This is a genomic window from Pseudomonas wayambapalatensis (assembly GCF_049942315.1).
GTDB lineage: Bacteria > Pseudomonadota > Gammaproteobacteria > Pseudomonadales > Pseudomonadaceae > Aquipseudomonas > Aquipseudomonas wayambapalatensis.
In genome coordinates, this window is the sequence record NZ_JBNFMU010000126.1 from 1 (window position 1) to 25,323 (window position 25,323).

19 protein-coding genes are annotated in these 25,323 nt (G+C 64.3%); 14 read left to right on the forward strand and 5 right to left on the reverse strand.

Translation table 11 applies throughout. The features are described from left to right. Positions 1–104: 104 nt before the first annotated feature. Positions 105–1,043: a serine O-acetyltransferase EpsC gene (epsC, locus tag ACPZMI_RS07135; RefSeq protein WP_186667408.1), complete on the reverse strand. Its 939-nt coding sequence runs from the start codon at positions 1,041–1,043 to the stop codon at positions 105–107. 284 nt (positions 1,044–1,327) lie between these two features. Here epsC and tcyJ point away from each other — a divergent pair, with 284 nt between their 5' ends. The 9 genes from tcyJ (at position 1,328) to ACPZMI_RS07180 (ending at position 10,340) form a co-directional block, all read left to right on the forward strand. After that, entirely contained in the window at positions 1,328–2,122 is a 795-nt protein-coding gene (gene tcyJ, locus ACPZMI_RS07140) for a cystine ABC transporter substrate-binding protein (protein ID WP_054891655.1), read from the forward strand. Continuing rightward, a complete protein-coding gene (tcyL, locus tag ACPZMI_RS07145; protein ID WP_426351955.1) occupies positions 2,119–2,787 on the forward strand; it encodes a cystine ABC transporter permease in 669 nt (222 codons plus the stop codon). The genes tcyJ and tcyL overlap by 4 nt, the downstream gene beginning before the upstream one ends. Before the next feature lie 2 nt (positions 2,788–2,789). Continuing rightward, complete coding sequence (tcyN, locus tag ACPZMI_RS07150) at positions 2,790–3,551, forward strand: L-cystine ABC transporter ATP-binding protein TcyN (protein WP_426351956.1); 762 nt, start codon at positions 2,790–2,792, stop codon at positions 3,549–3,551. Between the two features lie 332 nt (positions 3,552–3,883). Continuing rightward, positions 3,884–5,125 carry an SfnB family sulfur acquisition oxidoreductase gene (locus ACPZMI_RS07155; protein WP_186711240.1) on the forward strand — a complete coding sequence of 414 codons (1,242 nt, stop codon included), beginning with the start codon at positions 3,884–3,886 and terminating at the stop codon, positions 5,123–5,125. 107 nt (positions 5,126–5,232) lie between these two features. Further along, a complete protein-coding gene (locus tag ACPZMI_RS07160) occupies positions 5,233–6,414 on the forward strand; it encodes an SfnB family sulfur acquisition oxidoreductase (RefSeq protein ID WP_411383599.1) in 1,182 nt (393 codons plus the stop codon). Next, a complete protein-coding gene (locus ACPZMI_RS07165; protein ID WP_288375878.1) occupies positions 6,414–7,802 on the forward strand; it encodes an LLM class flavin-dependent oxidoreductase in 1,389 nt (462 codons plus the stop codon). Before ACPZMI_RS07160 ends, ACPZMI_RS07165 begins: the two co-directional genes overlap by 1 nt. After that, positions 7,795–8,595 carry a MetQ/NlpA family ABC transporter substrate-binding protein gene (locus ACPZMI_RS07170; protein WP_426351957.1) on the forward strand — a complete coding sequence of 267 codons (801 nt, stop codon included), beginning with the start codon at positions 7,795–7,797 and terminating at the stop codon, positions 8,593–8,595. Before ACPZMI_RS07165 ends, ACPZMI_RS07170 begins: the two co-directional genes overlap by 8 nt. A gap of 1 nt (position 8,596) precedes the next feature. Next, positions 8,597–9,706, forward strand: coding sequence for a methionine ABC transporter ATP-binding protein (locus ACPZMI_RS07175; protein WP_186711236.1), 1,110 nt, complete (start codon positions 8,597–8,599; stop codon positions 9,704–9,706). After that, positions 9,696–10,340, forward strand: a complete 645-nt coding sequence (locus ACPZMI_RS07180) for a methionine ABC transporter permease (protein ID WP_054891647.1) — start codon at positions 9,696–9,698, stop codon at positions 10,338–10,340. The genes ACPZMI_RS07175 and ACPZMI_RS07180 overlap by 11 nt, the downstream gene beginning before the upstream one ends. 19 nt (positions 10,341–10,359) lie before the next feature. Here the strand turns inward: ACPZMI_RS07180 and dibA are convergent, their stop codons facing one another. Next, complete coding sequence (gene dibA / locus ACPZMI_RS07185) at positions 10,360–12,255, reverse strand: phosphodiesterase DibA (protein ID WP_186720228.1); 1,896 nt, start codon at positions 12,253–12,255, stop codon at positions 10,360–10,362. 253 nt (positions 12,256–12,508) lie between these two features. Here dibA and desA point away from each other — a divergent pair, with 253 nt between their 5' ends. Further along, complete coding sequence (gene desA, locus ACPZMI_RS07190; RefSeq protein WP_186667400.1) at positions 12,509–13,693, forward strand: delta-9 fatty acid desaturase DesA; 1,185 nt, start codon at positions 12,509–12,511, stop codon at positions 13,691–13,693. Positions 13,694–13,834: 141 nt separating this feature from the next. Continuing rightward, a complete protein-coding gene (locus tag ACPZMI_RS07195; protein ID WP_426351958.1) occupies positions 13,835–14,824 on the forward strand; it encodes a GGDEF domain-containing protein in 990 nt (329 codons plus the stop codon). 10 nt (positions 14,825–14,834) lie between these two features. Here the strand turns inward: ACPZMI_RS07195 and ACPZMI_RS07200 are convergent, their stop codons facing one another. Continuing rightward, positions 14,835–16,160, reverse strand: coding sequence for an HDOD domain-containing protein (locus ACPZMI_RS07200; RefSeq protein WP_426351959.1), 1,326 nt, complete (start codon positions 16,158–16,160; stop codon positions 14,835–14,837). A 245-nt stretch (positions 16,161–16,405) separates the two neighbouring features. On the opposite strand from ACPZMI_RS07200, the gene ACPZMI_RS07205 reads away from it, so the two are divergent. Continuing rightward, positions 16,406–21,175, forward strand: coding sequence for a dermonecrotic toxin domain-containing protein (locus ACPZMI_RS07205; protein WP_426351960.1), 4,770 nt, complete (start codon positions 16,406–16,408; stop codon positions 21,173–21,175). A 64-nt stretch (positions 21,176–21,239) separates the two neighbouring features. Here the strand turns inward: ACPZMI_RS07205 and gabT are convergent, their stop codons facing one another. Continuing rightward, on the reverse strand, positions 21,240–22,517 hold the full coding sequence (gene gabT, locus ACPZMI_RS07210; RefSeq protein ID WP_186667396.1) for a 4-aminobutyrate--2-oxoglutarate transaminase: 1,278 nt from the start codon (positions 22,515–22,517) through the stop codon (positions 21,240–21,242). A 179-nt stretch (positions 22,518–22,696) separates the two neighbouring features. Further along, positions 22,697–24,139: an NADP-dependent succinate-semialdehyde dehydrogenase gene (gabD, locus tag ACPZMI_RS07215; RefSeq protein ID WP_054891643.1), complete on the reverse strand. Its 1,443-nt coding sequence runs from the start codon at positions 24,137–24,139 to the stop codon at positions 22,697–22,699. A gap of 559 nt (positions 24,140–24,698) precedes the next feature. Between gabD and ACPZMI_RS07220 the strand changes: the two genes are divergently transcribed. Both ACPZMI_RS07220 and ACPZMI_RS07225 read left to right on the forward strand, forming a co-directional pair. Further along, entirely contained in the window at positions 24,699–24,947 is a 249-nt protein-coding gene (locus ACPZMI_RS07220; protein ID WP_426351961.1) for a hypothetical protein, read from the forward strand. Between the two features lie 10 nt (positions 24,948–24,957). Continuing rightward, positions 24,958–25,203, forward strand: coding sequence for a DUF3077 domain-containing protein (locus tag ACPZMI_RS07225; RefSeq protein WP_402759536.1), 246 nt, complete (start codon positions 24,958–24,960; stop codon positions 25,201–25,203). The last annotated feature ends 120 nt before the right edge of the window (positions 25,204–25,323 follow it).

Sequence of the window (25,323 nt, forward strand, 5' to 3'; positions counted from 1 at the left end):
GTTGGCCTTTGTTCTTTCCAGGGGTTCCCTACAAACCGGGGGGAAAGTCTCGCCCTGTTTGGTGGTGGTGGTTTGTCCCTCTGACAAGGCCCGCCGGGCCTACCTCACTGTTTGTCCTGGCAATCGAGCTGCAGGTTCGCCTGGGTGATGTTGCTCTCGGCCGGCACGCTGCGGGTCAGCCAGACATTGCCGCCAATGGTCGAGCCCTTGCCGATGGTGATCCGCCCCAGAATGGTCGCACCGGCATAGATGACCACGTCGTCCTCGACGATCGGGTGGCGCGCCAGCCCCTTGTGCAGGGTGCCCGACTCGTCCGACGGAAAGCGCTTGGCGCCAAGGGTCACGGCCTGGTAGATACGCACGCGCTCGCCGATGATCGCCGTCTCACCGATCACCACGCCCGTGCCATGGTCGATGAAGAAGCTCTGGCCGATCTGTGCGCCGGGATGGATGTCGATACCGGTGGCCGAATGCGCCAGCTCCGAGCTGATGCGCGCCAGCAGCGGCAGCCCGGCCTGGTAGAGGTAGTGCGCCAGGCGGTGGTGAATGATCGCCAGGATGCCGGGATAGCACAGCAGCACCTCATCGACGCTGCGCGCCGCGGGGTCGCCGTGGTAGGCCGCCAGCACGTCGGTGTCGAGCAGTACGCGCAACCCCGGCAGGGCTTTGGCAAAGCCTTGGATCAGGCCCAGTGCGTGGGCATCGACATCCTTGGGCTCGACCTCGGTATTGCCGTGCCGCGCGGCGTAGCGCAGTTCCAGGCGCGCCTGGGCGAGCAGTGCGGTCAGCGCCGCATCCAGGGTGTGGCCGACGTAGAAGTCCTCGCTCTCCTCACGCAGGTCCACAGGCCCCAGGCGCATGGGAAACAACGCCCCACAGAGTTGCTCGAGAATCTCGCGCATCGCCTCGCGCGAGGGCAGTTCGCGTCCGCCCTGCTTGTTGCTGCAACGGCCGTTGCGGCTGCGCCACTGGTCACGGGCCTGGCGCAGTTCGCTGACGATGCCCGGCAATTGCCAATGGCCGGTCGATGGATGTTCGCTCACGGTGTTCTCCTGGCTTGCGGCGATGTCGGAAAAGTAGGGCCGCAACTTGTAGGAATTACTCTACGGCAAATTCTTCCCTTGGAAAAAACAACGCTTTATTCCATCCTGCACTAAGTCGGGCATAAGCAGCGATGACGGGGGCCAGGTTCACGGCTACCCTCAACACTGCCCTTCAGGGACGAAATAACTGAAAGGAATAATAGATAATTTTTTATTATTTCCTGAACTATAAAGCCCACCCTATAGTCGCCACCCACTACTTAAAACAAAGCGCGGGGACAGCCATGACCAAATTCACCAAACCACTTCTCAACGCCAGCCTGGCCATCCTGCTGGGCACCGGTCTGTTCAGCCACGCCTTCGCGGGTGAGCAGCTCAAGACCATCCAGGAAAAAGGCGTGATCAACGTCGGCCTGGAAGGCACCTACCCACCCTTCAGCTTCGTCGACGAAAACGGCAAGCTGACCGGTTTCGAAGTGGAACTCTCCGAACTGCTGGCCAAGGAGCTGGGCGTCAAGGCCAAGGTCCAGCCAACCAAGTGGGACGGCATCCTCGCCGCGCTCGAATCCAAGCGCCTGGACGTGGTGATCAACCAGGTCACCATCTCCGAAGAGCGCAAGAAAAAGTACGACTTCTCCGAGCCCTACACCATCTCCGGCATCCAGGCGCTGATCCTGAAGAAGAAGGCCGAGCAGCTGAACATCAAGACCGCGCAGGACCTGGCGGGCAAGAAGGTCGGCGTGGGCCTGGGCACCAACTACGAGCAGTGGGTCAAGCAGGACGTCCCCAAGGCCGACGTGCGTACCTATGAAGACGATCCGAGCAAGTTCGCCGACCTGCGCAACGGCCGTATCGACGCCATCCTGATCGACCGCCTGGCCGCCCTGGAATACGCCCAGAAGGCCAAGGACACTCAACTTGCCGGCGAAGCCTTCTCGCGCCTGGAAAGCGGCGTGGCCCTGCGCAAGGGCGAGCCGGAACTGCTCGCGGCAGTGAACAAGGCGCTGGACAAGCTCAAGGCTGACGGCACCCTGGCCAAGCTGTCCGAGAAATACTTCGGTGCCGACGTCACCAAATGATCTCTGAAAGCCTGCAACTCGTAATCGACTCTACGCCCTTCCTGCTCAAGGGCGCGGGTTACACGGTACTGCTCAGTGTCGGCGGCATGTTCTTCGGCCTGGTGCTGGGCTTTGCCCTGGCACTGATGCGCCTGTCGAAGATCCTGCCGCTGGACTGGCTGGCGCGGATCTACGTGTCGTTCTTCCGCGGCACGCCACTGCTGGTGCAACTGTTCGTGATCTACTTCGGCATGCCGCCGATCGGCATCGAACTCGATCCGATCCCCGCCTCGCTGATCGGCCTGTCGCTGAACATGGCGGCGTACATCTGCGAAATCCTGCGCGCGGCGATCTCCTCGATCGACCGCGGTCAGTGGGAAGCCGCCGCCAGCATCGGCATGACCCGTACCCAGGCCATGCGCCGGGCGATCCTGCCCCAGGCCATGCGCACCGCCTTGCCGCCGCTGGGCAACAGCTTCATCTCGCTGGTCAAGGATACCGCCCTGGCGGCGACCATCCAGGTGCCAGAGCTGTTCCGCCAGGCGCAGTTGATCACCGCACGGACCTTCGAAGTCTTCACCATGTACCTGGCCGTGGCCGTCATCTACTGGATTCTCTGCAGTATCCTGGCGCACTTCCAGAACCGCATGGAAGCGCGGGTCAACCAGCATGACCAGGAGCACTGAAGATGATCGTAGTAGAAGGCCTGACCAAGCAGTTCAAGGGCCAGACCGTGCTCAAGGGCATCGACCTGACGGTCGAGGCCGGTGAAGTCGTCGCCATCATCGGCCCCAGTGGCTCGGGCAAGACCACCTTCCTGCGCTGCCTGAACCTGCTGGAAACGCCCGATGCCGGGAAGATCCGCATCGGCAACATCGACATCGACGCCGACCGCCCGCTCAGCGGCCAGCAAAGCGCGATCCGCCGTCTGCGCCAGCAGGCCGGGTTCGTGTTCCAGAACTTCAACCTGTTCCCCCACCGCACCGCCCTGGAGAACGTCATCGAAGGGCCGGTGATCGTCAAGAAGACCCCGCGCAGCCAAGCGCTGGAGCTGGGTCGCAAGCTGCTCGCCAAGGTCGGTCTGGCCGGCAAGGAAGACGCCTATCCACGGCGCCTGTCCGGCGGCCAGCAGCAGCGCGTGGCTATCGCCCGCGCGCTTGCGATGGAGCCTGAAGTGATCCTCTTCGACGAACCGACCTCCGCGCTCGACCCCGAGCTGGTCGGCGAAGTGCTGGCGACCATCCGTGGCCTGGCCGAAGAGAAGCGCACCATGATCATCGTCACCCACGAGATGAGCTTTGCACGTGATGTGGCGAACCGGGTGATCTTCTTCGACAAGGGCGTGATCGTCGAACAGGGCGAGGCCAAGGCGCTGTTCGCCAATCCGAAGGAAGAGCGTACCCGGCAGTTCCTGCGCAAGTTCCTCGGGACCACTGCTTCGCAAGACTGAAAAGCTCGGCTGGATTCTTCGCGGGCAAGTCCCCCTCCCACAGGAGCCGCACCGGTGCTGAAGCCCGTGCGGTTCTCTGTGGGAGCGGGCCTTGCCCGCGAAGAGTCCCGCACATCCAGGCAAATGCCTCTCTTCTATTCATATTCCAAAGAGTTAGTTCATAAACTTTTTATAAGCACATAAGGTATATAGACCGGACCACCGGACCCGCACACATCCGTCGCGACCAGCTGTAGCGACGCATCTACTTCGTGAGGTTCAGGAATGGTCAGGAACACAATCACCCCAGTGCGTAACGCCAGGGCATTGAGTGCAGCCAAGGAGCGGCACTGATGTCCAGCCAACCCAACACCCAATTCCACAGCGATATCGACAGCTCGCCCCTGCTGCTGCCGGCCAAGGTGCTGCGCAATGACACCGAGGCCCTGCAAGCGGCCCGCGAACTGGCCGAAACCGCGCGCCAGCAGGCTTCGCGCCGCGACCAGCAACGCAAGCTGCCGTGGGCCGAGATCGAGCTGTTCACCCGCTCGGGGCTTGGCAGCATCAGCGTGCCCAAGGCCCATGGCGGCCCGGAGGTGTCGTTCGCGACCATCGCCGAAGTCTTTCGCCTGATCAGCGCCGCCGACCCGGCGCTGGGGCAGATCCCACAGAATCAGTTCGGCCTGCTGCACCTGCTGCGCCTGACCGCCAGCGAGGCGCAGCAGGCGCTGATCTTCCGCTCGGTGCTGGACGGCTGGCGCATCGGCAACGCCGGCCCCGAACGCAGCACCAAAGACACCTTGACCCTCAAGGCACGCATCACCCGCGATGGCGACACCTACCGCATCAGCGGCGAGAAGTTCTACTCCACCGGTGCCCTGTTCGCCCATTGGGTGGCGGTCAAGGCCCTGGACGACGAAGGTCGCCAGCGCCTGGCCTTCGTCCGCCGCGGCAGCCCGGGGTTGCGCATCGTCGACGACTGGTCCGGCTTCGGCCAGCGCACCACCGCCAGCGGCACGGTACTGCTCGACCAGGTGCCGGTGGACGCGGACCTGGTGATCGACAACTGGCGCCAGGCCGACCAGCCCAATATCCAGGGCGCAGTCTCGCAACTGATCCAGGCTGCCATCGACGCCGGGATCGCCGAAGCGGCCATCGAGGACGCCATCGCCTTCGTGCGTGACAAGTCGCGGCCGTGGATCGATGCCAAGGTCGAGCGTGCCAGTGACGACCTCTATGTGATCGCCGACATCGGCCGCCTCAAGCTTGAGTTGCACGCCGCCGAAGCCCTGTTGCGCAAGGCCGCGCAGGTGCTGGACGAGGTCAATGCGGCGCCCATCGACGCTGCGGCGGCGGCACGCGCCTCGATTGCCGTGGCCGAGGCCAAGGTGCTCACCACCGAGATTTCGCTGCAGGCCAGCGAGAAGCTGCTCGAGCTTGCCGGCAGCCGCGCGACACTCGCCGAATTCAACCTCGACCGCCACTGGCGCAACGCCCGGGTGCACACGCTGCACGACCCGGTGCGCTGGAAGTACCACGCGGTCGGCGCCTACTACCTCAACGGCACGCTGCCTGCGCGGCATTCCTGGATCTGACTTGAGGGCCTTTCGCGGGCAAGCCCGCTCCTACAGGGACAGCACAGGTCTGTGGGAGCGGCGGTTCGCCGCTGCGCCTTGTCCCGCGAAAAGCCCCGGAGAACAACATGACCACATCCCTGATCAGCAGCGACGCCCAGGCCCTTGCCGTCGCCGAAGACATCGCCCGGCAACTGCACCGCGACAGCGCCCTGCGCGACCGCGAACGCCGCCTGCCACACGCCGAACTGGAGCTGTTCACCCGCTCCGGTCTGTGGGCGATCACCGTACCCAAGGCCTTCGGTGGCGCCGAAGTGTCGAACGTCACCCTGGCCAAGGTCATCGCCCGCATCGCCCAGGCCGACGCTTCGCTCGGGCAGATTCCGCAGAACCACTTCTACGCCCTCGAAGTGCTGCGCGTGAACGGCACCCCCGAACAACAGCAGCGTCTCTACGCCGAGGTGCTGGCCGGCAAGCGCTTCGGCAACGCCCTGGCCGAACTCGGCACCAGGACCTCCAGCGACCGCACCACCCGCCTGACCCGCGACGGCGGCGGCTACCGCATCAACGGCCGCAAGTTCTACGCCACCGGCGCGATCTATGCCCAGCGCATCCCTACCTCGGTGGTCGATGACGAGGGCGTGCAGCAACTGGCGTTCGTGCCCGCCGACAGCCCCGGTGTGCAAGTGATAGACGACTGGAGCGGCTTCGGCCAACGCACCACCGGCAGCGGTTCGGTGCTGTTCGACAATGTTCGTGTCGAGGCCGCCGATGTGGTGCCCTTCCAGGCCGCGTTCGAGCGCCCGACCACCGTCGGCCCCTTGGCGCAGATTCTCCACGCCGCCATCGACACCGGCATCGCTCGCGCCGCAGTCGAGGACGCCCTGCACTTCGTGCGCAACCACAGCCGCCCATGGATCGACGCGGGCGTCGACCAGGCTTCGGCCGACCCACTGACACTCAACAGCTTCGGCCGCCTGAGCATCCGCCTGCACGCCGCCGAAGCGCTGCTCGAACGGGCCGGTGAAATCCTCGACCAGGCCCAGCGCGACAGCAACGCCAGCAACGTGGCCGCCGCCTCCATCGCCGTCGCCGAGGTCCGCGCGATCAGCACCGAGATCTCCCTGGCCGCTGCCAGCACCCTGTTCGAGCTGGCCGGAAGCCGCGCCACCCTGGCCGAACACAACCTCGACCGCCACTGGCGCAACGCCCGGGTCCACACCCTGCACGACCCGGTGCGCTGGAAGTACCACGCCATCGGCAACTACTACCTCAACGGCGAAAACCCACCGCTGCGAGGGACCATCTGATGAGCAAGCAGATCCTGCTCAACGCCTTCAACATGAACTGCATTGGCCATATCAACCATGGCCTGTGGACCCATCCGCGCGACACCTCGACCCGCTACAAGGATATCGAGTACTGGACCGACCTCGCCCGCCTGCTGGAGCGCGGGCTGTTCGACGGGCTGTTCATCGCCGACATCGTCGGCACCTACGACATCTACGGCGACTCGGTCGACGTCACGCTCAAGGAGTCGATCCAGCTGCCGGTAAACGATCCGCTGCTGCTGGTCTCGGCCATGGCTGCGGTGACCCGCAACCTGGGCTTCGGCCTGACTGCCAACCTCACCTACGAGCCGCCTTATCTGTTCGCGCGCCGGCTCTCGACCCTCGATCACCTGAGCAAGGGCCGGGTCGGCTGGAACATCGTCACCGGCTACCTCGACAGCGCGGCCCGTGCCATGGGCCTGGAACAGCAGCCCGAGCACGACCGACGCTACGACCAGGCCGACGAATACCTGCAGGTGCTGTACAAGCTGCTCGAAGGCAGTTGGGCGGACGATGCCGTGGTCGAAGACCGCAAGCAGCGCGTCTATGCCCAGCCCGACAAAGTGCGCAAGATCGAGCACCGAGGCGAATTCTACAAGGTCGAGGGCTATCACCTGTGCGAGCCCTCGCCGCAGCGCACACCGGTGCTGTTCCAGGCAGGCAGCTCGGCCCGCGGCCTGGCATTTGCCGGCAACCACGCCGAGTGCGTGTTCATCGGCGGCCAGACCCACGCAGGCACCCGTGCCCAGGTCGACAAGGTGCGCGCGGCCGCCCTCGCCGCAGGCCGCGATCCTCAGGCAATCAAGGTGTTCATGGGCATCACCGTGATCGTCGCCCCCACCGAGGAGCAGGCCCGCGCCAAGCACGCCGAGTATTTGCGCCATGCCAGTGCTGAAGCGGGTGTGGCGCACTTTGCCGCCTCCACCGGCATCGACTTCGCCGCCTTCGACCTCGACGAGCCGATCAACGCAGGCCAGGGCAACGCAATCCAGTCCGCCACCAAGCTCCTGCAGGACAACGCCTGGACCCGCCGCCGCCTGCTGGAACAACACGCCCTGGGCGGACGCTACGTGACCCTGGTCGGCGCGCCCGAGCAGGTCGCCGAGCAACTGATCGGCTGGATCGACGAGACCGGCCTGGACGGCTTCAACCTGGCACGCACCGTCACCCCGGAAAGCTACGAAGACTTCATCGACCTGGTGGTCCCCGAACTGCAACGCCGCGGCCGCTACAAGACCGCCTACGCCGACGGCAGCCTGCGCCAGAAGCTGTTCGCCAGCCCCAGCGCGCACCTGCCCGCCGACCATCCCGGCAGCACCTATCGCACCCCGACCAACGCCCCGACCGGAGCCCCGCACCATGCTTGAGAAACTCTATCGGCCCGTCGCGGCCGCCCTGCTGTCCCTGGGCCTTGCCGGCGCCGCGCTGGCCGCCGAACCGCTGAAGATCGGCACCACGGCCGCCTTCGCCATTCCGCTGGAGGCGGCCGTGGCAGAAGCGCACAAGCAAGGCCTGGAGGTGAAGCTGATCGAGTTCAGCGACTGGATCGCCCCCAACGTCAGCCTCAACAGCGGCGACATCGACGTGAACTACTTCCAGCACATCCCGTTCCTGGAGAACGCCAAGGCCGCGGCAGGCTTCAACCTGGTGCCCTATGCACCGGGGATCATCAACAACGTGGGCCTGTATTCGAAGAAGTACAAAAGCTTCGCCGAACTGCCCGAAGGCGCCAGCGTGGCCATCGCCAACGACCCGATCAACAGCGGCCGCGGCCTGCAGCTGCTGGCCAAGGCCGGGTTGATCACCCTCAAGCCTGGCGTGGGTTACAAGGCCACCGAAGATGACATCGTCGCCAACCCGAAGAAGCTGAGGATTCTTCAGGTCGAGGCGGTGCAACTGGTGCGTGCCTACGACGATGCCGACCTGGTACAGGGCTACCCGGCCTACATCCGCCTGGCCAAGAGCTTCGATGCCACCTCGGCGCTGCTGTTCGACGGCCTGGAGAACAAGGAATACGTGATCCAGTTCGTGATCCGCCCACAAAACAAGGACGACCCACGCCTGGCCAAATTCGTCGATATCTACCAACATTCGCCGGCCGTGCGTGAAGCCCTGAACAAGGCCCACGGCAGTCTGTACCAGGCCGGCTGGGAGGGCTGAGATGAGCAGCGCCAGCGCCCTCAGAGCGCCCGTCCCTCAAGTTACACCCGCCCCGGCGCGCGAGCAGGTACTGCGCCCGGAGGTGAACGAGGCCCATGTCCGCTTCATCGGGTTGGGCAAGACCTACCCCGGCCAGTCACACCCGGCGCTGCACGGCATCGACCTGAACATCCGCCGCGGCGAGATCTTCGGCATCATCGGCCGCAGCGGCGCCGGCAAGTCGTCGCTGCTGCGCACCATCAACCGCCTGGAGCAACCCAGCGAAGGGCGCGTGCTGATCGACCAGGTCGATATCGCACCGTTCGACGAGGACCGCCTGGTGTCGCTGCGCCGACGCATCGGCATGATCTTCCAGCACTTCAACCTGATGTCGGCCAAGACCGTGTGGCAGAACGTCGAGCTCCCCTTGAAGGTGGCTGGCGTGGCCAAGGCCGAGCGCCAGCGTAAAGTGCACGAGCTGCTGGAGCTGGTGGGCCTGGAGCAGAAGCACCATGTCTATCCGGCGCAGCTGTCCGGCGGTCAGAAACAGCGCGTCGGCATTGCCCGCGCGCTGGTGCACGATCCGCAGATCCTGCTGTGCGACGAAGCGACCTCGGCACTGGACCCTGAAACCACCGCCTCGATCCTCGAGCTGCTGCGCGACATCAACCGGCGCCTGGGCCTGACCATCGTGCTGATCACCCACGAGATGGCAGTGATCCGTGACATCTGCCAGCGCGTGGTGGTGCTCGAACGTGGCGAGGTGGTCGAACAAGGCGAAGTCTGGCAGGTGTTCGGCGCGCCGCGCCACGAGGTGACCCGCACCTTGCTCGCGCCCTTGCAGGCCAAGCTGCCCGCAACCTTGCAGGCCAACCTGCGGGCGCAACCGGTCAGCCAGGACACTGCCGTGGTGTTGCGCCTGCAACTGGTCGGCGAGCCGGAGCTGTCGGCATTGTTCGTCGATCTTGGTGGGCGTGTGCGCCTGCTCCAAGGGGGTGTCGAGACCATTGGCGAGCACGCCCTGGGCCAACTGGTCCTGGCCGTACGCGGCTCAGGGCTCGGGGCTCATCAACTGCTCGAGCGCGCCCGGCGCTGGGCTGCAGACGTGGAGGTGCTGGGTTATGTGGACTGAACGCCTGCTGCAAGGCCTGATCGATACCCTGCTGATGGTGGGGGTGTCTTCGTTGATCGCCCTGCTGGTGGGGATTCCGATGGCGGTGCTGCTGGTCACCAGCGGCAAGGGCGGCATCTACGAAGCGCCGCTGCTCAACCGCGTGCTGGGCGCCTTCGTCAACCTGTTCCGCTCGATTCCCTTCCTGATCCTGATGGTGGCGTTGATCCCCTTTACCCGGCTGATCGTCGGCACCACCTATGGCGTCTGGGCGGCCGTGGTGCCGTTGACCATCGCGGCCACGCCGTTCTTCGCCCGGATCGCCGAAGTCAGCCTGCGCGAGGTCGACCATGGCTTGATCGAAGCCGCGCAGGCCATGGGCTGCCGACGCTGGCACATCATCTGGCATGTGCTGCTGCCTGAAGCGCTGCCAGGGATCGTCGGCGGCTTCACCATAACCCTGGTGACCATGATCAACTCTTCGGCGATGGCCGGTGCGATCGGTGCCGGCGGCCTCGGGGACATCGCCTACCGCTATGGGTATCAGCGCTTCGACAGCCAGATCATGCTGACGGTGATCGTCATGCTGGTGGCCCTGGTGGCGGTGATCCAGCTGGGTGGCGACCGGTTGGCCAAAGGCTTGAACAAGCGCTGACCGGAAGCCGGGCCCGCCCCTACAACCAGCGCAGGTTCTCGGCCGCCACGGGCCGTCCGAACCAGTAGCCCTGCCCCAGGTCGCACTGCTGCTCCAGCAGCAGTCGCGCCTGCTCGGCCTGCTCGATCCCCTCGGCATGCACCTGCATCCCCATGCTGCGCGCCAGGGCGATGATCACCCGCACGATGGCGATGTCATCTTCGTCATGGGGCAATCCGGCGACGAAGCCCTGGTCGATCTTCAGCTTCTGCACCGGCAGGCGCTTGAGCCGCAACAGCGACGAATAGCCCGTGCCGAAATCGTCGATCGCCAGGCGCAAGCCCAGCTCACGCAGACGGTGCAACTGCTCCAGTGCCACCTCCGGGTCTTCCATCACCGCGCTTTCGGTGACTTCCAGCTCCAGCAGCGCCGGGTCCAGGCCGGTCTCGTCCAGCACCTCGGCCACTTGTCGATACAGGGCGCGCTGGCCGAACAGGCGACTCGACAGGTTCACCGCGACGAAATCCAGCACTCGCCCCTCGGCTTGCCACTGCACCATCTGCCGGCAGGCCTGGCGCAGCACCCAGGCATCGATATCGACGATCAACCCGGTGCGTTCGGCAATCGGGATGAACTCGCCCGGCGGCACCAGGCCGCGCTCGGGATGCTGCCAGCGCACCAGGGCCTCGACCCCGACCATGCTCCCGGTGAACAGGTCGTGCACCGGCTGGTAGAACACCCGCAGCTCTTCCTGGGCCAGGGCCCGGCGCAGCTCACCGGCGGTCTCGACGCGATGCTGGGCGTGGGCGGTGAGCTCTTCGGTGTACAGCGCATAGCAGGCGCGACCGTTGCTCTTGGCCTTGAACAGCGCCGAGTCGGCATTGCGCAACAGTTGCTCGGCGCTCAGCGCGTCGCTGGGGAACAGGCTGATGCCGATGCTCGCACCGATGAACAGGTGCTGCCCTTCGAACGCGAACGGCTGGCCCAGGCGCTCGAGGATGCCCTGGGCAGTGGTCGCCGCCTGCGCAACCTGCTGGCACCCTTCGAGCAGTACGGCGAACTCGTCGCCACCCAGCCGCGCCAGGGTCACGCCGCTACCCAACTGCTCTCGCAAACGCTCACCCACCAGCTTGAGCAACTGGTCGCCAATGGTGTGGCCCAGGCTGTCGTTGATGCTCTGGAAGTGGTCGAGGTCGAGCAGCAGCAAGGCGCAGCCGCGCTTGTTCGCCTGGGCCGCTGCCAGCGCCTGCTCGGCACGGTCGTTGAACAGCAGCCGGTTGGGCAGGCCGGTCAAGGGGTCGTGGTGAGCGAGGTAGGCCAGTTCTTCCTCGGAATTCTTGATCGCACTGATGTCGCTGAACACCGCGACGTAGTGACTCAGCTCGCCGCTGTCATCGCGAATCGCGCAGATCGTCTGCCATTGCGGATAGATCTCGCCGCTTTTGCGGCGATTCCAGATTTCTCCGCTCCACTCGCCCTTTTCGGCCAGGGCCGCGTAGATCTGCTGGTAGAAGTGCGCGCCATGGCGGCCCGACTTGAACTTGCTCGGGCGCTGGCCCAGCACTTCGTCCTGGTGGTAACCGGTGATGCGCATGAAGGCCCGGTTCACATGCACGATCAGGCCGTTGCGATCGGTCACCAGTACACCTTCCAGGGTACTGTCGAAGACCGCTGCCGCCATGCGCAGGCGTTCGCGGTCCTCGCTGCGCAGACGCGCACCGACGCCGATGAAGTTGAGCAGCCGCGCCCGTGACACGAAGATCAGCAAGGCACTTAGCAGCACCCAGACCACCACGTTGATCTGCCGCCCGACGGTCAGCGCCAGGTCGTTGTCGGTCATGCCGCGCAACACCCACTCCGACAGCACCAGCCAGAGGAACGACAACACAACGTAGAGCGCAGCCATGCGCAAGGCGTCGCGAACAGAAACAGACATGTCGGGTGCATCAGTCCATGGAAGATAATGGCGCAGTATAAAGGTTGAAACATGCCGTGACTTTAAATCCGGGCTCATAAATAAGTCGCGGTCCCCGCCTCCCTGGCCCCGTCCAGCCTGCCTCGGCGACGCCCTCGCCGACGGCAAGGTGACCGGTGGCGACGATCCTGGCGCAAGCGCGACTGGTTTTATTTCACCGTCAAGGGATAATGCGCCCGTTGTTTCCCCTGTTTTCCCGAGGGTCTTTCCAACTATGTGGTACAACGGTCTGCTCGACCTGTCGGCCTGGCAACTGGTCGCGGTCACCCTGCTGATGACCCATGTGACCATCGTCAGCGTCACGATCTACCTGCATCGCTACTCGGCGCACCGCTCCCTGGAGCTCAATGCCGGGCTCAAGCATTTCTTCCGTTTCTGGCTGTGGCTGACCACGGCGCAGAACACCCGCGAATGGACGGCGGTGCACCGCAAGCACCACGCCAAGTGCGAAACCCCCGACGACCCGCACAGCCCGGTGTACAAGGGCTTGGGCACGGTCCTGCGCAAAGGCGCGGAGCTGTACCGGGAAGAGGCGCGCAACGAGGAAACCCTGCGCATCTACGGCAAGAACTGCCCGGATGACTGGATCGAGCGCAACCTCTACTCGCGCTACAAACTGGGCGGCATCGTCCTGATGGCCGTGCTCGACCTGCTGCTGTTCGGCACCATCGGCATCACCATCTGGGCCATCCAGATGATGTGGATTCCGTTCTGGGCCGCCGGCGTGGTCAATGGCCTGGGCCATGCGGTCGGCTATCGCAACTTCGAGTGCCGCGACGCCGCCACCAACCTGGTGCCCTGGGGCATCATCATCGGCGGCGAAGAACTGCACAACAACCACCACACCTACCCCAATTCGGCCAAGCTGTCGGTGCGCCGCTGGGAGTTCGACATGGGCTGGATGTGGATTCGCCTGCTGTGCCTGCTGCGCCTGGCCAAGGTTCAGCGCGTGGCGCCAATCGCCCATCGGGTCGAAGGCAAGGCCTCGCTGGACATGGACACCGCCATGGCGATCCTCAACAACCGCTTCCAGATCATGGCCCAGTACCGCAAGTTGGTGATCGGCCCGCTGGTCAAGCAGGAGCTGGAAAAGGTCGACACCTCGGTGCGCCACCACTTCCGTCGCGCCAAGCGCCTGCTGTCACGCGAGACCAGCCTGCTGCAGGATCGCCATCACGTACGCATCGAATCGATGCTGACGCACAGCCAGACGCTCAAGATCATCTACGAGAAGCGCCTGGCGCTGCAGCAGATCTGGGCACGCACCAGCGCCAACGGCCACGACATGCTGGCCGCCATGAAAGACTGGGTGCACGAGGCCGAAGCCAGTGGTATCCAGTCGCTGCGGGACTTCGCCGCGCAGCTCAAGACCTACTCCCTGCGTCCTACCGGCGCCTGACTGCCGTTGATCGGCATGCCCCGCCCAAGGGGCATGCCGACCGGAACTTCACCCCCCCGCTCGACTCAAAATCGGCATATCGCCCGCGTGGCGGGCCGGGTCGCGGCCGCACGCACATTCGTCGAGAACCGCTCCGTGCACATGGCCAAAGAACGTCACCCTCCGATCCAGACCGGTCCACCCCGCCCTGAAGCTGCCCAGACCCTGCTCGCCCTGCTGCATGCGCAGGGTGAAGTGGCGCGTCTGAGCGAGCGCGAGCAGCTCTACAGTTCCCTGCTCGACAGCGTCAACGCCGTGCTCTGGGCCTTCGACTGGGAAACCCGCCAGGTGCTTTACGTCAGCCCCGCCTACGAGCGTATTTTTGGCCGCCCGGCCAGCCTGGTGATGGCCGACTACAACGAATGGCGCGACGCAATCCACCCCGACGACCTCGACTACGCCGAGCGCAGCCTGGCCCAGGTACTGCTCCAAGGTACTGTCGAGGACCGCGAATACCGCATCATCAACGGCGCAGGTGAAGTGCGCTGGCTCAGCGACAAGTGCTACATCAACCAGCAGCGCGAAGGCGAACGGGTGATCATCGTCGGCATTGCCGAGGACATCACCGAGAAGAAACAGCTCGAAGGCGAATTGCAACGCCTTGCCACCACCGACGTCCTGACCCAGAGCAGCAACCGCCGACACTTCTTCGACTGTGCCCAGCAGGCGTTCGACCGCGCCCGCGAAGACGGCACGCCAATGGCCTTCCTGCTGCTGGACATCGACGACTTCAAGCACATCAACGACAGCTATGGGCATCCAGAGGGCGATCAGGTGCTGCAGCGCATCGCCGACACCGGCAAGGCGGCGCTGCGCCGGGGTGATCTGTTCGGGCGTATTGGCGGCGAGGAATTCGCGGCGGTGTTCCCAGGCTGCACGGCACAGGTCGCCGAACAGATCGCCCAACGCCTGCAGCGGGAGATCCAGCGCCTGAGCTTCACCTACGGCCAGCAGACCTACGGCGTGACCGTAAGCCAGGGGCTGACCGAACTGAGCGAGCAGGATACCAACCTGGACAACCTGTTCGGCCGCGCCGACGCAGCGATGTACCAGGCCAAGCGCCAGGGCAAGAATCAGATCGTGCGCGGGTGACCGGCAGCGCTCAAGGTTTGGCCGCGGTGCTGCCTTCGTCGGTATCCGGGGCCTGAGGCACCTCTTCCACAACCTCGGCTTCAACGCTCGCGGCATCGACCTCAGGCGTTGTGACCACCACCGGCGGCGCGGGCGGCTCGCGCAGGCGATTGAGCTCAGGCAGGCCAAGCTTGAGCAGGCGTGCAGTCTTGCTGCTGGCGATCTTCTCGTTGCCCTGGGTCGGCAACGCCCGTGACAACTGGCCTGCCAGGTTCATCGCCAGGATCTCTCGCGAATACACGCCACCGCCCAACTGGTAGATCGCAGCGATCAGCTCGCGCAGGTCCAGCGGCAGGCGCCAGCGGGTGCGCAGGGCCGAGCCGAACGGTGCGCCAAACTCATTGAGCGACAACTGCACCTGGTCTTCGTCCAGCGCGCCACCGGCCAGACGCCACTCCTGCAGAGTGCGCAGCACCGCCAGGTCCCCCAGGCAATGCAACAGGCCCGCGCAGTAGCAGCGCTCCTGGTCCAGCTCGAGCATGCGCGCCAAAGTACGCGCGAATTCGGCGGTGTGTAGCGAGATGTTCCAGAAGCGTGCGGCATGCTGTGCCAGCAGCGGGTCGCTCAGGCGTGCGCTGCGCTTCAGCGTCAGGCCCAGGATCAGGTTCATGCTCTGGGTGCTGCCCAACTTGTTCAGCGCCTGCAGCAGGGTCTGCACCGGCGCATCGCTATGCATGGCGGCACTGTTGGCTGCGGCGATGAGCACACCGGTGATCTGCGGGTCACTGCGCACTTCCTCTTCCAGCACCCGCAGGTTCAGGCCCTGGGGGTTGAGCGCGCGCTGGATCGCCAGTTGCACATCGGCAAACAGCGGGCCGCCATCGGCGGTAGCCCGGCGCTGCTCGAGGTAGGCCGGCAGGCTGGCCCCCGGCTGAAGGGGCGGCACCGGGCAGGCAATCTGCTCACCGACTTCGAGCAACAGGTTTTCCAGGCGCTTGCGCAGGTTGTCCAGGTCCAGCGGTTTGCTCAGGTAGGCGGTGGGGTGCAGTGGCAGCGCTTCTTTCACACTGGCGCTGTCAGTGCGTTCGCTCATGAGGATGAACGGCAGGCCAGGCTTGTCGCTCTTGGCGCGCACCTTGCGCAGCAGATCGAGGCCATCGACACCGGACAGCTCACGGGCGGCGATGATCAGGTCGGGCTTGCTCGACAGCGCCGTCAGGGCCTGGGAGCCATCGGCACAGACCTCCAACCGGGCATCGCAGCGCACGCTGAGCAGCATCTCGCGAAGCATGTCGCGTACCCAGGGATCGCTCTCGGCGATCAGCACGCGGGGTGGGAGGGGGTCTGCAGCGCTCATGGGCAACTCCTGAATAATCCTGACACGCAGTCCATCGCGGCTTCCAAACACGTCCATCGGTTAACCATAGCGCCACCTGCCGTGAATTGGCACAAAAAAACCCGCGATGGCATGCAGTTCACAGTTTGTTCATCTTCGTCGCAGCATCCGTGCACGCATTAACTACCACCTCGCCCGGCCCCTGACCGGCTCTAGTGATGCCCCCATCACAACGCCGTACAGCAAGCACGGCCAGCGAGGAAGTCATGACGCTCGACCTTTCATCCACCACGCAACAAGCCCTTTCGACCCTGCGCACCCGCATCGACCAACGCCTTGGACAGTCCCCCTCGCTTGAGAGCATGGGGCTGGCCAATCTGGACCAGGCATTGACAGACGCAGAAGCTGCGAGCATCGAGCTGGCGATCAGGAGCGCCGTGCACGCTTACTGGGAGTCGCTCGAAAACCCCTCGATGACGAGGCGCCAGTGTCACATCGAGGATATCGAGGCCACGCTGCGCCAATTGCTCGACATCCAGATCGCCGCCGGCAGGATTCACCCGACCTACGCCACCTGCCTGCCCGCTTCGCTCGATCAGAATGGCCTGGCCATCAGCACCCTGAGCCTCAAGCTCGAGGCAGGCCGCACAGCCACACTGCATGGCTGCCTGATGTTCAGCCTGGACAGCGGCCCGACCCTCGTGTGGATCGCTGGCCGCCAATGGGCCGCCTTCGCCACGCGCGACCTGGCGCTTGCCGCGCTGACGGCGCTGGTGAACCAGCCGGTGGCCAGGGCCAGCATCACCGATACCCTGACCCGCGCGCAGCGCCTCGCGATGACCCAGGCATCGGCAGTGCACCCCTACGAACAGCGCCACTGGGTGATCAAACCCGTACAGCGCAAGGCCTTTGCCGAGCTGCATCGACAGCTGCGCAGCCTGCAGCTGCACGATATCAAGTACGCCTTGCGGGTCGAGCCGGTGCCTGGTGAATCCCGCTCCGGACGCGTCGAGGATGCGCTGCGCCTGCCGCTTGCTCTCGGACCGAGCAGCGCTCTCGACGCCACCCTCGACGAGGCGCTCAAGACACCGCCCAAAGCACCCCACTGGCTGCGATACGCGCCAGAGGACCAGGCCAATCAATGCCTGAAGGCACTCCAGGAATACGACCACGCTCGTGCCGCCATGCTCAGTGCGCTGGGCGGCTGCGACAGCATCGAAAGCTTCGCCGCGACTCATCTGCGCAGCAGTATCGCCAACGACCTGGGCCTGGATCTGGACCCCGAGCAGATCATGCTGGTGACCAAGCGCACGCTGCCCGAAACCGCCACCCCCTATGAAATCCGGCGCAGCCTTGTGCACCTGGCTTTGCAGGGGCTGCACGATGGCGACGACCAGCCGGCCTCGGAATTCATCGCCGCCACACGCTTCGAACAACAAGACCGGCCACTGCCTGACGCGTACGCCACACTCACGCCTGCCTATGTCTGCAAGCTGATCGAAACACTGGCGCTGCACGGCAAGTTCGCCCCCGCTCAGATAGCCGCACACAAGCAGGACACCAACCGGTCGCTGATGAACACCGCGCTCTTGCAGCAGATCGCGGCCCAGGCCTGGTGCGCACGCCTGCAGGGCCAGATCACGCCCGAAGACCAGCAGACGCTGGCAACCTTCGTCGCAGGAAGCGGCACGGGCTATGACAGGTTGTCCAGTGCCAACCTGCTCCTGGCCGACCAGTACCTGCTGAGCGACGCGCTGCTGGTGCGCCAGGAAGACGCCGAGGGCGGCCTGCAGCGTCTGCTGCTGTGCTGCCCGCATCATCCGCACAAGCCGGTGCAGGGTTTCGACAGCGAACGGCAGTTGCTCGTCGAGGTGGTGGGGTGGTTCGCTGAGGCGGACTCCCAGGCCTACCTGCTGCAGAACGTGATAGCCCAGCAGCGCACCTCGTTCGCCGCCCTGATCAGTCAGATCGCCGACAAGCCACTCCCGCAAATACAGCAACAACCCACCAGCACCGATACGCAGGCCTGGAACACCTGGTACCTGGATATCAGCAAACAGCGCGAGCGGATCCCTACCCCGCAAAAGCCCTACGAGCAATTCATGACGCTGGTGCGCTTCACGGGCCAGGAAGGGGTCAAAGCCCTGACCCAGAACCGCATCGAGGTTGCCGAGGCCAACACAGCCGCGCACCAGCCCGCCTGGTTGCAATCGGCCAGTGCCTCCCAGCGTGGCCAGCTGACGCGCCTGGAAGACCAGATCCAGGCTGCAGAGCAGCAGTATGCCAAGGCCAGGCATGCGCAACTGCCGGACTTCGAGGCGTATGTCCATGCCCAGGCCCAAAACAAGCTCAAGCAGTTGCTCGGGAACAACGACGAGCGTGTCGATCCGGACCGCGTGATCATCAAGTCACCCAGGGAGACCTTGACCTACACCCAATTGCTGCGCAACGGCTATGACGACAGCCTGGGCCTGCTTACGGCCACAGCCGATACCACGGCGACCTTCGAAGGCCCACCCGGGGTCGATCTGTCGGCGCTGACGCCACAATCGGTCACCGGCTCCATACGCGGTCAGTGGGTATCCGACCGCTACGTCAGACTGATCGAGGAAACCCTGCTCTCGCCCAGACACACCGGCTACGCCTGGCGCCGTCGGCAGAGCGTGTTGATCGTGCAACTGCAGATGCAACTGGCGGCGCTGCGCAGCCTCCTGCAAGGGCATCTGGACGCCGACCAGCACACCTGGGTGCTGGCGAGCATCCAGAGCATGCACCGGACTGCCGACACCGAGCGTGAGCGCCATGCGTTCTACCGATTGGTGGTGCGTATCGACAACGAATTCCTGGCCAGCGAGCCGACAATCGGCAGGTTGTTCAACGAGCTGTACCGGATCATGGACAAGACTCCGCCCTACCGCGAAGAAATCATCCACGGTTGCTACCTGCTCAAATCGCCGGCAGGGCACCCTTCGCAGACGCTGCTCTACACGCCCGCGGCAGCAGACGGCATCGACTTCCGGCCCTTCAGCAGCTTCGTCCAGTCGCTCAACACCCCGGGCATGGCCGACTACTACAAGGACCGCAGTCGCAGACAAGCCGGGCAACTGCTGGCCTTCCTGTTCAAGGACCTGCGCGAGGGCGGCCCGAGCCCGGTACCAAGCGTACCCGAAGCCCCCGCGGACGACCTGCGCATCCTGTGCTATGACGACGGGCTGCGCCAACGCATCGTCGATGTGCGCGATGTCACCAAGGGCCGCGCCGATATGATCGCGAGCATCGTCTGGAACACACTGGAAACGGTGACCCAGATCGTGACGCTGCCCTTCCCGCCTGCTGCATTCGCAGTGGGCGCCGCACTTGCCCTGCGCGACTATGTCGCTGCACTGAGCGCATTCATCAACCGCGATGCCGGCACCGCAAGCCTTTACCTGTTGTCTTCGCTGCTCAACGGCGCAGGCGCCTATGGCGACCTGGCGCACGGCATGAAAGGCTTTGGTGGCCTGCTGCGCAATGCCGAGCGGCTGCCCAGCCAACCACGGCGCTGGGCAGACACGAAGGCGACAGTGCTCGGCCTCACCGAGCGTGAGCTCACGCCCGTCGAACTGAAGGGCCAGTCGGTACTGCTCGGGCCTCCTTCCGCACAGGGATTGGCGCGGGTAGCCAGGCGTAACGCAAGCGGTGAACTGATCGACACCGGACGTTACGCCCGGCAGGACAAGCTCGGGGACTGGACCCCGGTGGAGCATGCGGACAACGCTGCAGTCCAGCTTGCCCCCGACAAGCACGCCGTCGCCATCTCGCTGGAAGGTGGCACACCGGCCAGTGGCGCACACGCGCAAGGCATCACGCTGGTCAATGGCCGCCCCTACGTACAGATCGACGCCCAGGTGTTCCAGGTGCAATTCGATCCGCACACCGCACAGTGGTCAATCATCGACCCGGACAATCCATTCGCCTTTTTCGGGCGCCAGCCATTGGCACGCCAGGCCGATGGCACCTGGAAACGCGTCGACAGTGGCGGGTTGCGTGGTGGCAGCCCTGGTGACAACGGCCAGGCAACCACGCCAAAGCCTGTGACAACGCCTGACACCGTCACCCCACCCGCGGCCGGTGCTGACAACGTGGTCAGCCTGCGCAGTGAACGCTCGAGCTTCTGGGATACCCACATGAAAGAGGATGCGGCGCAAAGCGAACTGCTCTCGAACCAGGCCCAGGCCCGTCATCGCGCATTGCTGGACGATGCCGATATCGCCCGCCTGGAAGATGGCGAAAGTGCGCGCATGGATGAGCATGACTTCGAGTACCTGCAAACCGAGGAAGGTATTACCTACACCTACAAGGAAGACGAAGATTACGTAAACCGCCTCGTCGGCAACTACACGGATGAAGACTCACAGATCAACAGCTATCTGCGCCGTGGGGTGCATGAGTTCGCGTTCTGCGACTCGGACACCTTCGTCGACAAGCTGGTGGACTCGCTGGAAACCCTGCCCAAGAGCAACACAGTCGCTCTGTACCGCGGAGGCAACGGATCGAGAGGCACCTCGGGCGAGCACTTTCGCAGTGGGAGACTCAAGAAAGGCGATGTGCTGGTCAACTCGGACCTGACGTCCTTTACCGAGAATCCTTACGTGATACGTGCTTTCGCCAGCGATGAGCTCTCCTCGCCGGACATCGTCGTGGGTGCGTTCGACGACACATCAGTGGTCTTCGAAGTCCCTGCGGGCCAATACCACAGCGGGGTGCCCATAGCCCCCCTGTCATGGACAAAAACAGAGGCGGAAACCCTGTTCCCACCAGGGTGCCGTTTCGAGATCGAAGACATCGGCGAGGTGGTGGGTGACGACTTCCGCTTCGTCAATGTGAAGCTCAAGGAGATCCCGAGCACAACGCCCGTAGTGCATCCGGTCTATGACCTGCGCACTGGCAACCCATTCAAGCGCGACGAGTACGCCGCCATGCTCAAGAACGACGACCTGGTCGAACGCTTCTTCCCGGCTGCCGACTGGACACCTCCCAGCCCTTCGAACACCTGAACCTCAGGTTGAAAAAAAACGCCCAGGCAATGCCTGGGCGTTTTCTACTCACGCGAATCAGCGATCAAGCCAGTTCAGCGAAGCACTCTTCGATGATGGCCAGGCCTTTGTCCAGCAGGGCGTCTTCGGCGGTCAGCGGAACTAGGATCCGCAGGACATTGCCGTAGGTGCCGCAGGACAGCAGGATCAGACCCTTGTCACGTGCCTTGGCGACCACTTGGGCCACGGCGGCAGCGTTCGGGGTGTGGGTGCCCTTCTCGAACACTTCCACGGCGATCATCGAACCCAGACCACGGACATCACCGATGATCGGGTGCTTCTTCTGGATTTCACGCAGGCCGGCGGTCAGGCGCTCGCCAACGGCCTTGCTGCGATCCAGCAGTTTCTCTTCCTCGAACACCTGGATGACGGCCAGGGCCGCGGCGCAGGCGATCGGCGAACCGGCGTAGGTGCCGCCCAGGCCGCCTGGAGCGATGGCGTCCATGTACTCGGCCTTGCCGCACACACCGGCCAGCGGGAAGCCGCCGGCGATGGACTTGGCGAAGGTGGTCAGGTCAGGCGCGACGCCCATCTGTTCCATGGCGAAGAAGGTGCCGGTACGGCCAGCGCCGGTCTGCACTTCGTCGGCGATCAGCAGGATGCCGTGCTGGTCGCACAGGGCGCGCAGGCGCTGCATCAGCTCTTTCGGCGCGGGCAGGAAGCCGCCTTCGCCTTGTACTGGCTCGAGGATGATCGCAGCGATGTCGCGCGGCTCGGCGTCGTTCTTGAAGATGCGCTCGACCGAGGCGATGGCGTCATCGACGCTCACGCCGTGCAGCTCGCTCGGGAACAGGGCACGGAACACGCCGCCTGGCATCAGGCCCATGCCTGCGGAGTACGGCACGACCTTGCCGGTCAGACCCAGGGTCATCATGGTGCGGCCGTGGTAGCCGCCGGTGAAGGCGATCACGCCGGCACGGCCAGTGGCGGCACGGGCGATCTTCACGGCGTTTTCAACGGCTTCGGAGCCGGTGGAAACCAGCAGGGTCTTCTTGTCGAAGTCGCCCGGGACCAGCTTGTTGATCTTTTCGCACAGCTCTACATAGGGCTCGTAGGCCAGCACCTGGAAGCAGGTGTGGCTGACCTTGGTCAGCTGCTCTTGAACGGCGGCGACCACTTTCGGGTGCAGGTGGCCGGTGTTCAGTACTGCGATGCCGCCGGCGAAGTCGATCAGTTCGCGGCCTTCAACGTCGATCACCGTGGAGTTCTTCGCCGACTCGACGAAGATCGGGTGGATCTGGCCGACGCCACGTGGGACGGCGGCGACACGGCGTTGCATCAAGGATTCGTTGGTCTTGCTCATAATGCCCTCATTCGCGCCGACTCTGACGGCGCTGTTATTCGGGGGTGGCTGGGTGTGCCTGCGAACAGTATTCGTTGATCGACTGTCACCGGCGCCCTGGCCACCAGGTACTGCATGTCAAAAAAACCAGCGAGACGTCGCTCTCGCGCCCCGCTGGCAGAGGTAAAGCCCTTAGCGCATCAGACGCTGATGCACAGGTATTTGATTTCGAGGTAGTCCTCGATGCCGTACTTGGAACCTTCGCGGCCCAGGCCCGAGGCCTTGATACCGCCGAACGGCGCGACTTCGTTGGAGATCAGGCCGGTGTTGATACCGACCATGCCGTATTCCAGGGCCTCGGCGACGCGGAACACGCGGCTCATGTCGCGGGCATAGAAGTACGAGGCCAGGCCGAACTCGGTGTCGTTGGACATGGCGATGACTTCGGCCTCGTCCTTGAAGCGGAACAGCGGCGCCAGCGGGCCGAAGGTCTCTTCCTTGGCGACGGCGGCAGTCTTCGGTACGTCGACCAGGATGGTCGGCTCGAAGAAGTTGCCTTCGATCAGCTTGCCACCGGACAGCACCTTGGCGCCCTTGGAGACGGCGTCCTCGATGTGCTCCTGGACCTTGGCGACCGCCTTGTTGTCGATCAGCGGGCCAGTGGTGGTGCCTTCTTCCAGGCCGTTACCGATCTTCAGCTTGCCAACGGCAGCCTTGAGCTTCTCGGCGAACGCGTCGTAGACGCCGTCCTGCACGTAGATGCGGTTGGCGCAGACGCAGGTCTGGCCGTTGTTGCGGTACTTGGAGATGATCGCGCCCTCGACCGCCTTGTCCAGGTCGGCGTCGTCGAACACGATGAACGGAGCGTTGCCGCCCAGCTCCAGGGATACTTTCTTGATGTCCTTGGCGCATTCTTCCATCAGCTGGCGACCGATTTCGGTCGAGCCGGTGAACGACAGCTTGCGTACCAGGGAGTTGCCAGTCAGCTCGCCGCCGACTTCACCGGCGCTACCGGTAACAACGCTCAGCACGCCAGCCGGGATGCCGGCGCGGGTGGCCAGCTCGACCAGGGCCAGGGCGGAGTAAGGGGTCTGCGAAGCAGGCTTGAGCACCATGGTGCAGCCAGCGGCCAGGGCCGGGCCGGCTTTACGGGTGATCATCGCCGCCGGGAAGTTCCACGGGGTGATGGCCGCGGTGACACCGATCGGCTGCTTGATGACGATCAGGCGCTTGTCTGGCTGGTGACCCGGGATGGTGTCGCCGTAGACGCGCTTGGCTTCCTCGGCGAACCACTCGATGAACGAGGCGGCGTAGGCGATTTCGCCCTTGGCTTCGGCCAGCGGCTTGCCCTGTTCGGTGGTCATCAGGCGAGCCAGGTCGTCCTGGTTCTCGATCATCAGCTCGAACCAGCGGCGCAGCTTGTTCGAACGCTCCTTGGCGGTCAGGGCACGCCAGGCCGGCAGGGCCTTGTCGGCGGCTTCGATGGCGCGGCGGGTTTCCGCAGCCCCCATCTTCGGCACGGTGCCGATGACTTCGCCGGTGGCCGGGTTGGTCACCTTGATGGTCTGACCGCTGTCCGCATCCAGCCATTCACCGTTGATGAAGGCTTGCTGGCGGAACAACTGAGCGTCTTTGAGCTGCATGTCGGCTTCCCTTGACCGCGCCGCGCTGGCACGGACGTCTTGTTGATTATTGAAAGGCGCCCCTGGTGGGGCTGCCGTCAGGAATTCTGGCACCCAAACGAGCCAAGTGTTCAATATTGGGTATCGAGCGTTTGAAATCTCAAACGAATGCTAAGCGGGTGCTGGGTGTTTGGACAATAGGCTGTTCGAAAAAAAGAACGAATGGTCTTTGGAAACGGGGCTGGCCTATTCGCGGGCAAAGCCGGTGCCCTCCACCTCGGCCTACATCAGATTTTCCCCATTGCGCGTAGTCCATTTCCCAAAGACACTTTTGCCGCACTCAAGCCATTGCGAGCGGCCTGTGACGGGATCTAGGCTCGCCCGGTCGTTGCCAAATCAACGATCGGGTTTAGCAGCCCATCATTCTCAGGCTCAAGCGCTCACCTTGTGGTGGCTGTGCGCGGGGCACCTTCGGGTGCGCCGGGTGCCTGACTTGCCGGTCTGCTAACCCGCGTACAGCTGCCTCCATTCGTTTAGCAGCGATGACAGGCAGCTTCACTGCCGTTCAGGAGCTGTAGCCATGAAAAAACTCGTTCCCGACCCACCCCGCCTCACACTCATCACCAACCCCGCCTTCTCCATCCACACCGACATGATCGCCCCCGACGCCCTGGCCCACGCCAGCGCACTGCTGCTCGGCGTTGCCGAAACCCTCGACGAACACTGCCGCGCCCGCGCCGGAGCGCCCGGCCTGAACATGCTGGCCAACGGCGCGCAAAACGCCGAAACCGCGCGGGCACTGGTTGAACATGCCTTGAACCAGATCTGAGGGAATATCTATGGACGATCAATCGAACCACTACACCACCGCCGGCATCGCCACATTCCTGGACATGTTCAAGGTGCAGCCCGGCGTGCCGCTGGAACGGGTGCTGGAGGAAGTCTCGGTCGTGCTCGGCTGCATCCGTGACCTGAGCGACCAGGAAGAAGCGCGCCCTGCCGCAGTAACGGCGCTGCACTACCTCAGCGCCCTGGCCAAGGGGTTGATGAATGATCTGGAGATAGCGCGCAACAGCGTGCATTGAGCCATTCAGTACTGTGGTGGGGGCTTTGCCGGTGAAAGCGACCCCAACCGGAAGTTGGAGGGAGTGTGGGAGGGGGGGAGTTCCCCTTTAACTGTCCCCCCCCAAAGGGCCCCACAAGAA

Bases quoted from the DNA above. Each gene is read 5' to 3' on its own strand.
- tcyJ (WP_054891655.1), top strand. From the start codon at position 1,328: ATGACCAAATTCACCAAACCACTTCTCAACGCCAGCCTGGCCATCCTG.
- tcyL (WP_426351955.1), top strand. From the start codon at position 2,119: ATGATCTCTGAAAGCCTGCAACTCGTAATCGACTCTACGCCCTTCCTG.
- tcyN (WP_426351956.1), top strand. From the start codon at position 2,790: ATGATCGTAGTAGAAGGCCTGACCAAGCAGTTCAAGGGCCAGACCGTG.
- ACPZMI_RS07155 (WP_186711240.1), top strand. From the start codon at position 3,884: ATGTCCAGCCAACCCAACACCCAATTCCACAGCGATATCGACAGCTCG.
- ACPZMI_RS07160 (WP_411383599.1), top strand. From the start codon at position 5,233: ATGACCACATCCCTGATCAGCAGCGACGCCCAGGCCCTTGCCGTCGCC.
- ACPZMI_RS07165 (WP_288375878.1), top strand. From the start codon at position 6,414: ATGAGCAAGCAGATCCTGCTCAACGCCTTCAACATGAACTGCATTGGC.
- ACPZMI_RS07170 (WP_426351957.1), top strand. From the start codon at position 7,795: ATGCTTGAGAAACTCTATCGGCCCGTCGCGGCCGCCCTGCTGTCCCTG.
- ACPZMI_RS07175 (WP_186711236.1), top strand. From the start codon at position 8,597: ATGAGCAGCGCCAGCGCCCTCAGAGCGCCCGTCCCTCAAGTTACACCC.
- ACPZMI_RS07180 (WP_054891647.1), top strand. From the start codon at position 9,696: ATGTGGACTGAACGCCTGCTGCAAGGCCTGATCGATACCCTGCTGATG.
- dibA (WP_186720228.1), bottom strand. From the start codon at position 12,255: ATGTCTGTTTCTGTTCGCGACGCCTTGCGCATGGCTGCGCTCTACGTT.
- desA (WP_186667400.1), top strand. From the start codon at position 12,509: ATGTGGTACAACGGTCTGCTCGACCTGTCGGCCTGGCAACTGGTCGCG.
- ACPZMI_RS07195 (WP_426351958.1), top strand. From the start codon at position 13,835: ATGGCCAAAGAACGTCACCCTCCGATCCAGACCGGTCCACCCCGCCCT.
- ACPZMI_RS07200 (WP_426351959.1), bottom strand. From the start codon at position 16,160: ATGAGCGCTGCAGACCCCCTCCCACCCCGCGTGCTGATCGCCGAGAGC.
- ACPZMI_RS07205 (WP_426351960.1), top strand. From the start codon at position 16,406: ATGACGCTCGACCTTTCATCCACCACGCAACAAGCCCTTTCGACCCTG.
- gabT (WP_186667396.1), bottom strand. From the start codon at position 22,517: ATGAGCAAGACCAACGAATCCTTGATGCAACGCCGTGTCGCCGCCGTC.
- gabD (WP_054891643.1), bottom strand. From the start codon at position 24,139: ATGCAGCTCAAAGACGCTCAGTTGTTCCGCCAGCAAGCCTTCATCAAC.
- ACPZMI_RS07220 (WP_426351961.1), top strand. From the start codon at position 24,699: ATGAAAAAACTCGTTCCCGACCCACCCCGCCTCACACTCATCACCAAC.
- ACPZMI_RS07225 (WP_402759536.1), top strand. From the start codon at position 24,958: ATGGACGATCAATCGAACCACTACACCACCGCCGGCATCGCCACATTC.